The 14,490-nt window shown below is 65.4% G+C and carries 11 protein-coding genes; 7 read left to right on the forward strand and 4 right to left on the reverse strand.

Annotated elements, in window-relative coordinates:
• Positions 1–27: 27 nt before the first annotated feature.
• A complete protein-coding gene (ligD, locus tag HWY05_RS09465; RefSeq protein ID WP_176058151.1) occupies positions 28–3,024 on the forward strand; it encodes a DNA ligase D in 2,997 nt (998 codons plus the stop codon).
• A gap of 66 nt (positions 3,025–3,090) precedes the next feature.
• On the forward strand, positions 3,091–3,408 hold the full coding sequence (locus HWY05_RS09470) for a hypothetical protein (protein ID WP_035550383.1): 318 nt from the start codon (positions 3,091–3,093) through the stop codon (positions 3,406–3,408).
• Between the two features lie 66 nt (positions 3,409–3,474).
• Here the strand turns inward: HWY05_RS09470 and HWY05_RS09475 are convergent, their stop codons facing one another.
• Positions 3,475–4,428: a LysR family transcriptional regulator gene (locus tag HWY05_RS09475; RefSeq protein ID WP_176058152.1), complete on the reverse strand. Its 954-nt coding sequence runs from the start codon at positions 4,426–4,428 to the stop codon at positions 3,475–3,477.
• 146 nt (positions 4,429–4,574) lie between these two features.
• Between HWY05_RS09475 and HWY05_RS09480 the strand changes: the two genes are divergently transcribed.
• Positions 4,575–5,591: a zinc-binding alcohol dehydrogenase family protein gene (locus HWY05_RS09480; protein WP_176058153.1), complete on the forward strand. Its 1,017-nt coding sequence runs from the start codon at positions 4,575–4,577 to the stop codon at positions 5,589–5,591.
• A gap of 316 nt (positions 5,592–5,907) precedes the next feature.
• Positions 5,908–6,471 carry a DUF6013 family protein gene (locus HWY05_RS09485; RefSeq protein WP_035550375.1) on the forward strand — a complete coding sequence of 188 codons (564 nt, stop codon included), beginning with the start codon at positions 5,908–5,910 and terminating at the stop codon, positions 6,469–6,471.
• 147 nt (positions 6,472–6,618) lie between these two features.
• Here the strand turns inward: HWY05_RS09485 and fetB are convergent, their stop codons facing one another.
• Together fetB and HWY05_RS09495 are read right to left on the reverse strand one after the other, a co-directional pair.
• On the reverse strand, positions 6,619–7,425 hold the full coding sequence (gene fetB / locus HWY05_RS09490; protein ID WP_176058154.1) for an iron export ABC transporter permease subunit FetB: 807 nt from the start codon (positions 7,423–7,425) through the stop codon (positions 6,619–6,621).
• Positions 7,422–8,192, reverse strand: coding sequence for an ATP-binding cassette domain-containing protein (locus tag HWY05_RS09495; RefSeq protein ID WP_244146560.1), 771 nt, complete (start codon positions 8,190–8,192; stop codon positions 7,422–7,424). The genes fetB and HWY05_RS09495 overlap by 4 nt, the downstream gene beginning before the upstream one ends.
• 225 nt (positions 8,193–8,417) lie before the next feature.
• Here HWY05_RS09495 and HWY05_RS09500 point away from each other — a divergent pair, with 225 nt between their 5' ends.
• On the forward strand, positions 8,418–10,928 hold the full coding sequence (locus tag HWY05_RS09500; protein WP_176058155.1) for an AsmA family protein: 2,511 nt from the start codon (positions 8,418–8,420) through the stop codon (positions 10,926–10,928).
• A 268-nt stretch (positions 10,929–11,196) separates the two neighbouring features.
• Here HWY05_RS09500 and HWY05_RS09505 read toward each other — a convergent pair whose 3' ends face one another.
• On the reverse strand, positions 11,197–11,691 hold the full coding sequence (locus HWY05_RS09505) for a hypothetical protein (protein ID WP_035550363.1): 495 nt from the start codon (positions 11,689–11,691) through the stop codon (positions 11,197–11,199).
• A gap of 404 nt (positions 11,692–12,095) precedes the next feature.
• Between HWY05_RS09505 and HWY05_RS09510 the strand changes: the two genes are divergently transcribed.
• Positions 12,096–13,706 carry an ATP-binding protein gene (locus tag HWY05_RS09510; protein ID WP_035550361.1) on the forward strand — a complete coding sequence of 537 codons (1,611 nt, stop codon included), beginning with the start codon at positions 12,096–12,098 and terminating at the stop codon, positions 13,704–13,706.
• A gap of 240 nt (positions 13,707–13,946) precedes the next feature.
• Positions 13,947–14,438 carry a response regulator gene (locus tag HWY05_RS09515; protein ID WP_035550359.1) on the forward strand — a complete coding sequence of 164 codons (492 nt, stop codon included), beginning with the start codon at positions 13,947–13,949 and terminating at the stop codon, positions 14,436–14,438.
• Positions 14,439–14,490 lie beyond the last annotated feature (52 nt).

Here is a 14,490-nt window from a genome sequence, read left to right on the forward strand (position 1 = left end):
CTTCCAATCCGCGACGACGTCACCGCCATGACCGACCGACTCGATCTCTACACCCGCAAGCGACGTTTCGACGACACGCCGGAGCCTTCGGGCGTGCGCGTCGGCGGCAAGAAAACCGCACGAAAAAGCGCGTCGCGCGACGCGGACCACGCCTTGTCGTACGTGATCCAGGAGCATCACGCTCGTCGTCTGCATTACGATTTTCGCCTAGAACTGAACGGTACGCTGCTGTCGTGGGCCGTGCCGAAAGGGCCGAGTCTCGATCCGTCGGTGAAGCGGCTTGCGGTGCATGTCGAGGATCATCCGGTCGAGTACGGTTCGTTCGAAGGGGAGATTCCGCCGGGCAATTATGGCGCGGGGACAGTGATCGTTTGGGATCGTGGCACGTGGGAGCCGCTTGGCGGCACGAAGGAGGCAGTTCGATCCTACGAGGCGGGCAAGCTCAAGTTCAGGCTCGATGGGGACAAGCTGCACGGCGGCTGGACGCTCGTGCGCAGCCACATGCGCGGCAGCGGCGACAAGGAGCAGTGGCTGTTGATCAAGGAGCGCGACGACGAAGCGCGCGAGGAAAGCGAGTATGACGTGCTGATGGCACGGCCGGGGAGTGTGCTGGGCGACAGTGCTTCTTCGCGGGGTAAAGGAGCGAAGACGGCGGCGCGAAGCCGCGCCACGCCGAAGCGGGCAGAGCGGGGTGCAGGCAAGGATCTCGACGACAAGCCCGACAAGGGCTCCGACAAGGGCTCCGACAAGGGCACCGCCGCTCATTCCCACACTCACCCCGCAAAAAAAGACCGCAGCAACCGCCCCGACATCGTCGCGACACGTACGGCCCAGTCGCTGCGTGAGCTTGCCCAATCACCGTCGATAGAAGGCGCGCTCAAAGCCCGCTTGCCCGCCACGCTCAAGCCGCAACTGGCAACACTCATCGACAGCGCTCCGCCGGGCGACGCGTGGTCGTACGAAATCAAGTTCGACGGTTACCGCATCCTGACCCGCATCGACTCAACAGCCAAAACCGCCGGGATCAAGCTATTCACCCGCGCCGGCAACGACTGGACCGCGAAGTTCGGCAAGCAGGTCAAGGCGTTCGGGCGCCTCGGCGTGGACAGCGCGTGGCTCGACGGCGAAGCGGTCGTGCTCGACGAACACGGCGTGCCGAGCTTCCAGGCGCTGCAAAACGCGTTCGACGCGAATCGCCCGCAGGACATCGTCGTCTATCTTTTCGATCTGCCTTTCCTGAACGGCTTCGACTTGCGCGGCGTGCCGCTCGAACAGCGCCGCGCCATCCTGCGTGCGCTGCTCGAGGAAGTCGACGACACGGTGCTGCGCTTTTCGAACGATTTCGAATTCAGCGCCGACGATCTGCTGAAAAGCGCCTGCGATATGGCGCTCGAAGGCATCATCGGCAAGCGACGCGACAGCGGTTATCTGTCGGGGCGCTCGTCGTCGTGGATCAAGCTGAAGTGCCGGCGACGCCAGGAGTTCGTGATCGGCGGCTACTCGGAGCCGGCCGGTAGCCGCGCGGCGTTCGGGGCGTTGCTGCTCGGCGTCTACGACGGCAACGGTCAATTGCGTTACGCGGGACGCGTCGGCACCGGCTTCGACGCCGCGCTGCTGCGCTCGCTCAAGAAGCAGCTCGATGCTCACGAGACGCAACGCATGCCGTTTGCCTCAGCGCCGCGCGAGCGCAGCCGCACGCCGGTCCATTGGATCGAGCCGGTGCTCGTCGCCGAGTGCAACTTCGCCGAATGGACTGGCGATGGCATCGTGCGGCAGGCGTCGTTCGTGAGTTTGCGCAACGACAAACCGGCGCGCCAGATCGTCAAGGAAGCCCCCCGTCAAGGAGCCGACGTGCAGGAACAAACCGATACCGCGTCCGACGCTGCGCCGAAGAAGCGCGGTGCGAGGAAGACGACTGCAGCTAGAACTGCCGCGACAAAAACTGCCGCGACAAAAACCGCTGCGACAAAGGCCGCGACGACGAAGACTACTGCGCCGAAAAGCGCAACGAAGGAATCCGCGTCGTCGAAAAGACCCACCGCAAAATCCACCACGCCCGCCACCGCAACAAAACGCGCGACAAAGCCCGTCACCGCCAAATCAGCCAAATCAGCCAGACCCACAGCATCCCCCACCGAAGTCGCCAACGTGCGCGTCTCGCACCCCGACCGCGTGATCGACAAAAGCACCGGCACGCACAAAATCGACCTCGTGCGCTACTACGAATCCATCGCCGACTGGATGCTGCCGCATCTGAAAGACCGGCCGGTCTCGCTGGTGCGGGCGCCCGAGGACATCGGCGGCGAATTGTTTTTTCAGAAGCACAGTCAGAAACTGTCGATTCCGAACGTCGAGCAGCATCCCGGCCTCGACCCCGGCCATCCGCCGCTGATCACCGTCGACACGCTCAAGGCGCTGATCGGCGCGGCCCAGATGGGCACGGTCGAATTCCACACATGGAATGCCGTCGTGTCGAACATCGAGAAGCCCGACCGGATGGTGTTCGATCTCGACCCAGACACATCGCTCGACTGGCAGCGCATGATCGAGGCCGCGCATCTGACCCGTTCGCTGCTCGAAGAGTTGGGCCTTGCGTCGTTCTGCAAGACGAGCGGCGGCAAAGGGCTGCACGTGGTCGTGCCGCTCGCGAAGCAGGCCGGCTGGGACGACGTGAAGGGCTTCTCGCAAGCCGTCGCGCAGCACATGGCGGCCACGCTGCCCACGCATTTCAGCGCGAAGATGGGCGCGCAGAATCGCAAGGGGAAAATCTTCGTCGACTATCTGCGCAACAACCGCGGCTCCAGCACGGTGGCCGCCTTCTCGGCGCGCGCGCGGCCCGGCCTGGGCGTTTCCGTGCCGCTGTCGTGGGACGAAGTCGCCGCCACCACGGCCGGCGATCAATGGTCCATCGAGAACCTGCACGAGCGGCTGGCGGACCTCAAGCGCGATCCGTGGGCCGACTATGCAAAGACGCGTCAGCGCCTCACCGCGGCCATGAAAAAACGGCTGGAAGGTGCGCGTTAACGACAATCGGCAATCGACGATCGGCAATCCAGCCCATCACCTCGTTCGATCAACAAGGAGTCAACCATGAAGACCACCCCGCAATCGTCGGACGGCGACAGGAAGGCCGATCCGCACGCCGACAAACAGCCCCGTTCGATGCAGGAGGCGTCCGCGCCCTTGCCGCACGAAACCGATCAGCAGCCGGAATCGCAACATGAAGGCGGTCCGCGCCATGTCGGCAAGCAGGCGCATCGCGATCTGGAGCGCGGGCTGAAGGACACCGACCGTCGCGGTGGCGACGAGTATCAGCAGAAGACCCAGAACGACGCGCACACCGACATCAACTCCGATGGCAAAGGCACAGGCAAGAGCAAAAGCACCGGCGGCAGCGGCAAGCATTGACGAGGCCGACCGCCGACCGCCGACCGTCGAGCCTCAACCGCCGACCATGCCGTCGCGCTAAAAATCTCACGCATCCGCCGCATCCCAATACGGCGGATCGCCGAAATGCCCGGCAAGAAACTCGATAAACGCGAGCGTTTTGGGCGGCACGAAAGCGCGGCTCGGATACACCGCCCAGATCGCCACCTGCTCGGCGAGCGGATAACTGTCGAGCACGCTGACCAGTTCGCCGCTGCGTAGATAGGGCGCCACGTCCCACGTCGATTTGAGTGCGATGCCGAAGCCCGCGAGCAACGCGTCGCGGATCACTTCGCCGTTATCCGTCACGAGGCGTCCGCTCACGCGCACGTCGAGCGGCCCGGCTGGCGTCACGAATCCCCAGTCGCGCTGGTCCGACAGGATCATGCATTCGTGCTGCGGCAGATCCGACGGATGACGCGGCGTGCCGCGCTCCGCAAGATAGCGGGGCGACGCGCACAGCACCCGGCGGTTCACCGCGAGACGACGCGCCACCAGCGACGAATCCTTCAGCACGCCGATCCGGATCGCCACGTCGATGCCGGCGTCGACCAGATCGACCAGTTGATCGGTCAGCCGCAAATCGACGCTCACGCCAGGATGGCGGCGCAAGAATTCGCTGATTACCGGCGACACATGCTGGCGCCCGAACGACGACGGCATCGACACCCGCAGCCGGCCCTGCGGCTCGGCCTGGCCGCGACCAACCGCCGCGCGCGCCGCCGCGGCGGCATCGAGCAGCGCTTCGGCGCGCGTCATGAAGACTTCACCGTCCTGCGTGAGGCTGATGCGACGGGTGGTCCGATGCAGCAATCGCGCGCCGAGCAGCTTTTCGAGTTGCGCGATCCGCGAACTGGCCACCGCCGCCGACAAGCCGAACTCGCGGCCGGCCGCCGACACATTGGCGAGCAACGCGGCGCGCACGAACAACGCGACGTCGAGCAGGTCGAGCCGCTCGCGTTCGGCGGACGAAGATCGGGGCAATGGGCTGGCAGGCGTCATTCTTCTGAAAATCAAAAAGATGTTTCAGAGATTATGCCGGTTTTGCGCGAATAAGAATCGCCGTACGATGACGTTCATGGGATCGACGACGTGGCGCGATGCAGCGTCGCCGATCCTTCCCCTCATCCGAACGAACAGGAGTCTGTATGAAAGCCGTTGGTCTCTACCGTTATCTGCCGATCGACAACGCCGAAGCCCTGGTGGACCTCGACATTCCGAAACCCGACGCCACCGGCCGTGACCTGCTGGTCAAGGTCGAGGCCATTTCGGTCAATCCGGTCGACGCCAAGGTGCGCGCGCCGAAAGACAACGTCGAAAAAGAACCGCGCATTCTCGGTTGGGACGCGGCCGGCACGGTCGTCGCGGTCGGCCCGGAGGTCACGCTGTTCAAGGTGGGCGATCCGGTGTTCTATGCGGGCAGCATCACGCGGCCGGGCGCGAATAGCGAGTTTCATCTGGTCGACGAGCGGATCGTCGGGCACAAGCCGGCATCGCTCGATTTCACGCACGCAGCCGCGCTGCCGCTGACGGCGATCACCGCGTGGGAAGCGCTGTTCGACCGCCTCGGCGTGTCGCCGCAAGGCACGGACGAAGGTCGCACGGTGCTGATTTTCGGCGGCGCGGGCGGGGTCGGCTCGATCGGCATTCAACTTGCCAAACAACTGGCGAAGCTGAAGGTGATCGCGACCGCATCGCGTCCCGAATCGGCGAAATGGGCCACGGAGTTGGGCGCGGATCACATCGTCGATCATTTCGGCGATATTCCCGCGCAACTGAAAAAGCTCGGCATCGATCAGGTCGACTACGTGCTGATGTTCAACGACACCGACAAGAATTTTCCGGCGGCGGCGGAAGTGCTCAAACCGCAAGGCGGCATCTGCACGATCGTCGAGAACAGCAAGCCCGTGCCGGTCGAGTTGCTGAAGGCGAAGAGCGCGGCGTTCCACTGGGAGTTCATGTTCACCCGCTCGATGTTCGGCACGCCCGACATGATCGAGCAGCATAAGCTGCTGACCGAGGTGGCGCGGCTGGTCGACGCGGGCGCGTTGCGCACGACCGTCGGCGAGGATCTCGGCACGATCAATGCCGCGAATCTGCGCCGTGCGCATCAATTGCTCGAAGCGGGGCGCGCGATCGGCAAGCTGGTGCTGACGGGTTTCTGAAGCGCGCCGTCGGCTGAAAGCGCTTTGACGATGCAAGGCCGGCGCCGCAGCGATGCGCGCCGGCCGTCGCGCGTTTTCCGCTTCACACGCGCAGAAAACGCTGCGCCGCAAGCGGGGTAACACCCGATCTCCGCGCAGCGCGCGCGGCCTCCCGAGGCGTTAGACTGGTGACGCATCATGCGAAAACAGTTGCGTGTCTCGCGACCCGGCTGGCGAGTCCAGCCTTGGCCCGGTCACCGCTCGGCCCGCACCGGGCGGTGCCTTGGCAGTCGCGCTGAAAAACAGGCACGCAGCGGCACAACAACGAGGTGACAGTATGAGCTCCAGCTTCAAACTCTCCGCCGTGTCCGTTGTCGCTTCTCTCGCTTGCGCGCTCGCGCCCGGCCTGTTCGTGCCGGCGGCGCACGCGGCCACGCCGATCACGGTGACCTCCCAATCCGCGCTCGACGGTCCGATCCGTTACACGGTGCGCGTCACGTCGAAGCAGTTCGGCAATTCCCAGGAAACGCGCACGATCCGCTCCGGCGAATCGGACGACTTCACGTGGAAAACCGTGCCGCCGGGCGGCCCGGTCGCCGCCACGGATGCCTGCCCGAACTACGCGTCGCTACCGGTCGATACCAACGGCGCGATGATCCGGCAGACGCAGATCCGCTTCGCGCCGGTGGTCGCCGCCGACGGCACCGCGAGCGTGCAACTGAGCTTCCAGGCGCAGACACCGCACGGCATCAAGACGGTGACGAACGGCGGCAAAACGCTCAAGTGTCCGAACGACGTGAGCGTCAGTCAGATTCTGCGTTTCACGATGCCGGTCAACGGCAGCACGAAAACGCTGACGCTGAACGACGGTACGGAAGTGGCGGTCAGCGCGAAGCGTTGAGGGGTGAGTTGAGCGGCGTGGCTGCAACCGGCGCACACGGGGTTTGCGAGCCCTTGCCGGTCGCAGCCTTTGAGCGTGGCATTCTGGTGTTGCCCCCCGGCGTTGCATGCTGGCGTTGCTTGCCGGCGTTGCGCTTAACGTCACACCTCAGCGCCGCGCCGCCGCGCGCTCCACCAGCCGCGCCGACAGAAACCGGTGTTCCGCCGAAAACAGCCGCCGGTAAGTCAGCAGCACCGCGCCCACGGTCCCCAAGGCCGACGACGCCGCGATCAGAAACATGATCACGATCTGATAGCGCACGGCCTGCAACGGCGACTGACCGGCCAGCACCTGGCCGGTCATCATGCCGGGCAGACTCACCACGCCGACCACGGCCATCTGGTTCAGCGTCGGCATCATGCCCGCGCGTACCGCCTGGCGCGCCGGCACCTGCGCGGCTTCCCAGCGCGTCGCGCCGAGCGCGAGCGCCATGTCCACGCGGTCGCGCCGCGCGGTCAATTCCTCGGTCATCCGTTCGATACCGAGCGACACGCCGGTCAGCGTATTGCCGAGAATCATGCCGAGGATCGGAATCGCATATTGCGGTTCGTACCACGGGTGAATCCGGATCACGACGAACAGCCCGACCGCGCCCACCAGCCACGAACTGACCCAGATCGACAGCACGCTGTCCGCGCGCTGACCGGCATACGTGCGGCTGCCGCGCTGCGCGCCCGCGAAACCGGCGATCAGCGTCATCACGATCATCAGCGGCAGCACCACGAACCAGTGGTCGTAACGGAACACCCAGCCGAGCACGTAGCCGATCGCGAGCAACTGCACGACGGTGCGCAGCGCCGCCCACGCGAGCTGGCGTTCGAGATCGAGCTTCAGCGCCACCGACACCACGCCGTTCACGACGATCAGCAGCGCGGCGATCGCGACGTCCCAGAGACTCAGGTTTTGCAGGGTCATTGGCCGAGCTCCTGGTGGTCCTGCGGTGAAGCCTGAGGCATCGGCGCGGCGGAGCGTGTCGGATCGGCTTGTGCGGCTTGCGTGGCTTGCCCGGTGTCGTCGAGCACACCCGCGCGCATGGTCAGATGCCGCTCGCTCATGCGCGCGGCTTGCGCCGGATCGTGCGACACCCAGATCGACGCATGACGGCCCGGCTCGGCGTCGAACCACGCGCGCACCAGCCCTTCGATCGCGTGCGACGACTCCGGGTCGAGCGACGCGGTCGGCTCATCGAGCAGCAGCACTTCGGGCGCGAGTTGCAGCACGCGGATCAGCGCGGCGATCTGCGCCTCGCCGCCGGACAGCTCGCTTGCGCGCTTGTCGAGAAAGTCGGCGCCGCGGCCGGCCTGAACGGCGAGGCTCGCCGCCCGCGCGCGATCGAAGCGCACGTCGCGATATGCGCGCAGCTCGAACGGATAGCGCAGATTGTCTTCGACGCTGCCGTCGAGCAACGCGGGCCGTTGACGGATATACGCGACGTTACGCCGGTAACGCGGAATCACGGACCGTTCCACCGGCGCGCCATGCCACACGATGCGTCCGGCATCGAGCGGATCGAGCAGCGCGAGCGCGCGCAGGAACACGCTCTTGCCTGAGCCGGACGGCCCGGTGATCGCGACGCGCTCGCCCGCGTACAAAGCGAAACGGGTCGGCTGCAACAGCATCTGGCCGCGCTGCGCGTCGCGGCGGGCAACGCCGTCGGCGAGGACAAAGGGAACATCGGTCATGAGTGAGGTGCGGGGTGGTTCGGCTGCGGAGGGCGTGTTCTGAAAGCCGCCGCGACCCGGTCATGACGCCCGTCAACCTCGGGTCATCGCTGCCGGTCTGCGGCCGGGCCATGCGGCATGATAAAGCCACACGAGCCGCAGGCCGCGCACCCCTCGCAGTCGACCGTAATCGGGCACGATACGTGCTGCCCGATACGCTACGTAGAAATAAAGCGGAGCTTTTCAATGGCAGGGTCGAGCACAGTCGGGCGACGGATCGGAAAAATCATCGGATGGATACTCGCGATCATCGTGGTCCTGATCGCCGCGCTGGTGATCTTCATTCTGACCTTCGACTGGAATCGCGCCCGCCCGTACATCGACGACAAGGTCACGCAGGCGATCGGCCGGCCGTTCGCGATCAACGGCGATCTGAAGGTCGGCTGGCGGCATCCGGTCGGCGAAACCGGTTGGCGCGCCTGGGTGCCCTGGCCGCGCTTCTCGGCGGCCAACATCACGGTGGGCAACCCCGACTGGACGAAGCAGCCGCAGTTCGCCACGCTCGACGAGATCGACTTTCAGGTCAAGGTGCTGCCGCTGCTGGCGCACGACATCGTGATTCCGGCAATCAACCTCGTGAATCCGTCGGTCGATCTCGAACGCCTGCTGGACGGGCGTAATAACTGGACGTTCAAGCTGGCGTCGTCGAGCGGGCCGTCCGAATGGAAGCTCGACCTGCACGATATCGCGTTCGCGAAGGGCAACGTCGCGCTGTCCGATCAGCAGAAGAAGGTCGATCTGCAGATGGCGATCGACACGCTCGGCCAACCGATCCCGATCGGCGAAGCGATGAAGCAGCAGGAAGAGGCGTCGCGCAAGTCGTCGGCGGAGGCGATCGGCCGCGCGGGCGCCAGCAAGCTGACCGCGCAGGCCAATGCACAGGCGGCGTCGGAGGCTGCTGCGGCCTCGGCGGCGGCGGCTTCCGGGGCCTCGGCGACGGAGATCAACGCGTCGGGCGTCACGCCGGCCACGGGCGCTTCGGGCGCGCTGGTCGCCGGTGGCGCGAGCGAGGGCGCAAGCGCGGCCGCGTCGGCATCGGGCGCGACGGCAGCAGCGACGGCGAGCACGGCGGCCGGCAGCGACGCCAACGCAAGCGGCGCACCGAAACGTGAGATTCCGCCGTACGCCATCGGCTGGACCATCAAAGGGACTTACAACAAGACGCCGGTCTCCGGCAGCGGCAAGGTGGGCGGCGTGCTGGCGCTGCAGGACGCGGACCGGCCGTTCCCGGTGCAGGCCGACGTCAAGGCGGGCGATCTGCACGTCGGCCTGGTCGGCACGATCACCGATCCCGCGCATCTGGCGGCGGTCGATCTGCGTCTCTGGCTGCAAGGCAACAGCATGGCGCGACTCTATTCGCTGACGGGCGTGACCTTGCCCGATACCCCGCCCTATGCCACCGAAGGACGTCTGGTCGGCCAGTTCAAGTCCACCGGCAACGTATTCAAGTATGAAAATTTTACAGGTCGGGTGGGCGGCAGCGATCTGAACGGCTCGCTGACCTACACCGCGCGTGAACCGCGTCCGCTATTGCAGGGCGAACTGGTGTCGCATCTGCTGCAATTCGCCGATCTGGCGCCGGTGATCGGCGCCGATTCAAACGCCAGCAAGGCCAAGCGCGGTGACGCGACCGCGCAGCCGTCCGGTAAGGTGCTGCCGGTCGAGGAGTTCCGCACCGACCGCTGGAAGGCGATCGACGCCGACGTGAAATTCACCGGCCGGCGCATCGTCAAGAATACGGATCTGCCGATCACGGACCTCTACACGCACGTGGTGATGACCGACGGCGTGCTGTCGCTGGAGCCGCTCAAGTTCGGCGTGGCCGGCGGCTCGCTCGCGTCGGACATTCATCTGGACGGCAGCACGACGCCGCTGAAGGGGCGCTTCGCGACGTCGGCACGGCATCTGAAGCTCAAGCAACTGTTCCCGAACTTCAAGACGATGCAAAACGCGCTCGGCGAAATCAACGGCGACGCCGCCTTGACCGCGACCGGCAATTCGCCGGCGGCGCTGGCGGCGACCTCGAACGGCGAGGTGAAGGCGCTCGTCACCGACGGCACCGTGAGCCGCCTGATCATGGAAGCGGCGGGCCTGAACGTGGCGAACGTGGTGTACGAAAAGCTGTTCGGCAATCGCGACGTGAAAATCAACTGCGCGGCCGCCGATTTCGTGGCGACCAACGGCGTGCTCGATTCGCGCGTGTTCGCGCTCGATACCGACGATGCGGTGATCAACATCGACGGTAATGTGAATCTGCGGGACGAAAGCATGGATCTGGGCGTGCATCCGCATACCAAGGGCTTCCGGGTGTTTTCGCTGCGCTCGCCGCTGTACGTGAAGGGCACCTTCAAGGATCCGCACGTCGGCGTGAATGCCGCGGCGCTGGCGCTGCGCGGCGGAGCGGCGGTCGGGCTCGGGCTGATCAATCCGTTTGCCGCGTTGATTCCGCTGCTCGCGCCGAGCAACAACAAGCCGCTGCCGTGCGCGCAACTGCTGGCTCAGGTCCGGCAGGCGCCGACTGCGCCGCCGCCGGGCGTCAAGGAGCAGCCCAAGGCCGCTATTTCACTGGATGGCGCGCCGGTCAATAAGGCGTCGGGTGGCGCGTCGTCGGCCGCTGCGCCTGCCGCTGCACCCGCGTCGAGCCGGAAGCCCGCCACGATGTCGCCGGCCAGCGCCGCCGAGTACAAGGGGAGCTGATGTTAATGACGCTATTACCTGCGGACTGGTTGAGCTGGAGTGTGGGCGGCGGCTTGTCGCTGGTCTTCCTGTGGCTGATCAGCGTACCGCCGACGCACGACCGTGGCGCAAACCACATCGACGCTCAGCCAAAACCGCCACGCCGCGCGCATACGCGCAGGTGCTACCGGGCAAGATTGGATCATTCAGGGCGAGCGAGAAAAGGCAACGCCGCCTGATAAAACCAGCGGCGTTGTCGGATAGGGAATGTTTGGAACGGGAGACGCGCCTAGCGTAGCGATCTCGGTGCGGCATCTCCTGCCGCATCCTGCCGACGCACCCCGCGACGGGCACCACCGATGCGCGTGGCGCCGAACTCCGTCAGGATCTTGCTGCGCGCCCGGCTGGCGAAGACCAGAAAGCCGAAGCCATCCGCTTCATACCAGTAGCCGCCGTTTTCGAGGCCGTCGAGCGGTTGTTCCAGCGCGTTGGTAATGGATTCGATGCAGCGCCGCCGCAATTCGGCCGGCGCCGGATAGGGCGGTTGCGCGCCGCGCACGCTGCATAAGAGCACGTCGAGCCCGGGCAGCACATGCGCATAGAGGACCGGCTCGTCTTGCGCGCGAGCGCGCGCAATCTTGGTGTCGAGCTGACCGAACGGCTTGAAATGCCGTAGTACCGCGAGGAACGACTCGTCGCCGTCCACCTTCGCGCGCCTACGCTTTTTCGGGAAGGCCATAAAAATTCGCCTGAAAAAGAATTGCAAGAAACGCAGCGTCCTCATGCGACCACTCCCGGCTTCGCGCGCCGCACGTCGATCTTTTATAGCATACGACAAGGCCGGATTCACGGTGATTCGACGGCTACGCCGACCTCACCGCCTCCCGCACGAATCATGCCGAACCGCCTCGCCGCGCGCTTTCCCTTCCCAGCACATCTGCCTCCATGATAGACGCACGACGCGCCGAATAAACAACTCGCATCAATAAAAAAGTCACTTTTGTGTGGGCCAGCGCATCTTGCCGCTACGTTGAAATATCTCGGATTCACGTCGATAATGGCCCGTCCGGCTGCACCGCGCCGTACCGCCGTTCCGGCATCGCGGCGGCGCGCGCGCACGCACCGCGAGACGCGACCGGCCCTCGCGAGCCGCCGCGGCCTGACCGACCCTTCGACCTTCGGGCGAACATGAAATTATTCACCAAGGGTCTGCTGCTGATTGCCGTGCCGAGCGTGGTCGAGCTGGCGCTTCTTGGCGTCGTCTTCGATACCCAGGAGCAGACAGCGCAGGCTGCGCAGTGGGTCTCCAACAGCAAGCAGATCCTTTATCAATCGTCGGCGATTGTCGACCCGCTGCTGCGTCAGGCCGCGCGGGTTCGCACGGGCATGGCCGTCGGCGATCCGTCGTTTATCGACCGCCATACGGTGTGGGTCGATCTCGGCGACCGGCTGTCAAATCTCGATACGCTGGTGGCCGATACGCCGCAACAGGTCGAGCGGGTTCACAAGATGCAGCGCGCGATCGAGGCTTATCGCGCGCAGACCGTCGAGATTTCGCAGGCGCTGCACGCCGGGCGCAGCCCGGCTACCTTCACCGCGCTCGAAACCGAGCCGCTGCCGCAGCAGATCGCGCTGTTTCGCGACGAACTGGCGGCGTTCGCCGACGAGGCGTCGCGGCTCGACGCCGAGCGCGCGGCGGCGCTCACGCGGCGGCGCGAACGTCAGCAATACGCGCTGATCGCCGCAGTGCTCGGCTCGATGCTGATCTGGGCCGCCACTGCGGTGGTGTTCGCGCGCAGTATCGGCAGGCGGCTGGAAGTGCTGACCGGTAATGCCGAACGGCTAGGCAACGGCCGCACCCTGGCGCCGCCGTTGTCGGGTAACGACGAGATCGCCGCGCTCGACGCGGTGCTGCATCAGACCGGCGCCCGTCTGCGCGCGGCGGAAGCCGACCAGGCCATGATGAAGACGCGGCTCGAAGCGCGTGCGCAGGAGTTGGCGAGCGTCAACGAAGAACTGCGTCAGGAGACGCAAGATAATGAAATGTTCATCTACAGCGTGTCGCACGACTTGCGCTCGCCGTTGGTGAACCTGCAAGGTTTTTCGAAGGAACTGCAGGTTTCGTGCGACGAACTCGACAGCATCGTCGACGCGGCCGGCCTGCCGCAGGGCGAGCAGCGACGTATGACGCATATTCTGGACGGCGACGTGCGCGAGTCCCTGCAATATCTGCGCACCGCGGTAACGCGTGCCGCCGCGATCATCGACGCGCTATTGCGCATCTCGCGCGCCGGCCGGCTCGAATACCAGTGGCAGCGGGTGAGCGTCGGCCGGGTGGTCGGCCGGGTGGTCGACGCGCTGCAGGGCGCGATCGCGCAGCAGTCGGCGGTGGTTACGGTGCGTGAATTGCCCCCCGCGTGGGGCGACCCCGGCGCGATCGAGCAGGTCTTCGGCAACCTGATCGGCAACGCGCTGAACTACCTCGACCCGGCGCGCCGTGGGCGCATCGAGGTCGGCGCGCTGGAGCCCGATCCGATCGACGAGTCCGAGCCGCGCGCCGTGCGCACGCGCACCTATTACGTGCGCGACAATGGCCTCGGCATTCCGGCGGCTTACATGTCGAAGGTATTCCGCGCGTTCCAGCGTCTGCATGGCGACGTCGCGAACGGCGACGGCATTGGTCTCGCGGTGGTGCGGCGCACGGTGGAGCGGCATGGCGGGCGTGTGTGGGTCGAGTCGGCGGAAGGCGCCGGGTCGACGTTTTTTGTAGTGTTGCCGGAACAGCCCACGCGGAATTGACTCGCGGCGTTGGGCCCGGCGGTTGGTATGGGTGTTGGTGTTGGTGTTGGTGTTGGTGTTGGTGTTGGTGTTGGTGTTGGTGTTGGTGTTGGTGTTGGTGTTGGTGTTGGTGTTGGTGTTGGTGTTGGTGTCGGCGTTGGGATTCGGCCTGGGTTGATCTTGTGCCCAATCGCCAAAAACGCCGCGACTAGAACAATTCAGAAGCGGTATGGTTCAGCTACCTGTTTGCACGGAGAGCGTATGAGTCACGGGGAAACGGTCAGCATCGTGCTGATCGAAGATGACGACGGTCATGCAACGCTCGTGGAGCGTAATCTGCGCCGTGCCGGCGTGTCGAATGGTTTCGTGCGCTTTCGCGACGGGCAGCAGGCGCTCGACTATTTCTTCGGCCCGGCGCCGGCCATCGATCCTGACGCGGATCCCGCCACGGCGATCCCCGCGCGCGAGGATCTGACGAACTTTGTCGTGCTGCTCGATCTGAAAATGCCGCGGGTGGACGGTTTCGAAGTGCTGCGTCGTCTGAAAGAGTCGCCGCAGACCGCCGCGGTGCCGGTGATCGTGCTGACTACCACCGACGACCCGCGCGAGATCGCGCGCTGCTACGAGCTCGGGTGCAACGTCTATATCACCAAGCCGGTCGAATACGATGCTTTTATCGAAGCCGTGCGCCGGCTCGGCTTCTTCCTGCAAGTGGTGAAGCTGCCGTCGGGCCATCGCCTCGCGGCGCCGTAAGGCCGCGCCCGTCGAGCAGCGCGCCCATGAAGCTGGCCGAAAGCCGCGCATG

The organism is Paraburkholderia sp. BCC1876, assembly GCF_902833695.1.
Lineage (GTDB): Bacteria > Pseudomonadota > Gammaproteobacteria > Burkholderiales > Burkholderiaceae > Paraburkholderia.

What these genes read in the sequence shown, in the direction of transcription:
- ligD (WP_176058151.1), top strand. Translation starts at nt 28, where the DNA reads ATGACCGACCGACTCGATCTCTACACCCGCAAGCGACGTTTCGACGAC.
- HWY05_RS09470 (WP_035550383.1), top strand. Translation starts at nt 3,091, where the DNA reads ATGAAGACCACCCCGCAATCGTCGGACGGCGACAGGAAGGCCGATCCG.
- HWY05_RS09475 (WP_176058152.1), bottom strand. Translation starts at nt 4,428, where the DNA reads ATGACGCCTGCCAGCCCATTGCCCCGATCTTCGTCCGCCGAACGCGAG.
- HWY05_RS09480 (WP_176058153.1), top strand. Translation starts at nt 4,575, where the DNA reads ATGAAAGCCGTTGGTCTCTACCGTTATCTGCCGATCGACAACGCCGAA.
- HWY05_RS09485 (WP_035550375.1), top strand. Translation starts at nt 5,908, where the DNA reads ATGAGCTCCAGCTTCAAACTCTCCGCCGTGTCCGTTGTCGCTTCTCTC.
- fetB (WP_176058154.1), bottom strand. Translation starts at nt 7,425, where the DNA reads ATGACCCTGCAAAACCTGAGTCTCTGGGACGTCGCGATCGCCGCGCTG.
- HWY05_RS09495 (WP_244146560.1), bottom strand. Translation starts at nt 8,192, where the DNA reads ATGACCGATGTTCCCTTTGTCCTCGCCGACGGCGTTGCCCGCCGCGAC.
- HWY05_RS09500 (WP_176058155.1), top strand. Translation starts at nt 8,418, where the DNA reads ATGGCAGGGTCGAGCACAGTCGGGCGACGGATCGGAAAAATCATCGGA.
- HWY05_RS09505 (WP_035550363.1), bottom strand. Translation starts at nt 11,691, where the DNA reads ATGAGGACGCTGCGTTTCTTGCAATTCTTTTTCAGGCGAATTTTTATG.
- HWY05_RS09510 (WP_035550361.1), top strand. Translation starts at nt 12,096, where the DNA reads ATGAAATTATTCACCAAGGGTCTGCTGCTGATTGCCGTGCCGAGCGTG.
- HWY05_RS09515 (WP_035550359.1), top strand. Translation starts at nt 13,947, where the DNA reads ATGAGTCACGGGGAAACGGTCAGCATCGTGCTGATCGAAGATGACGAC.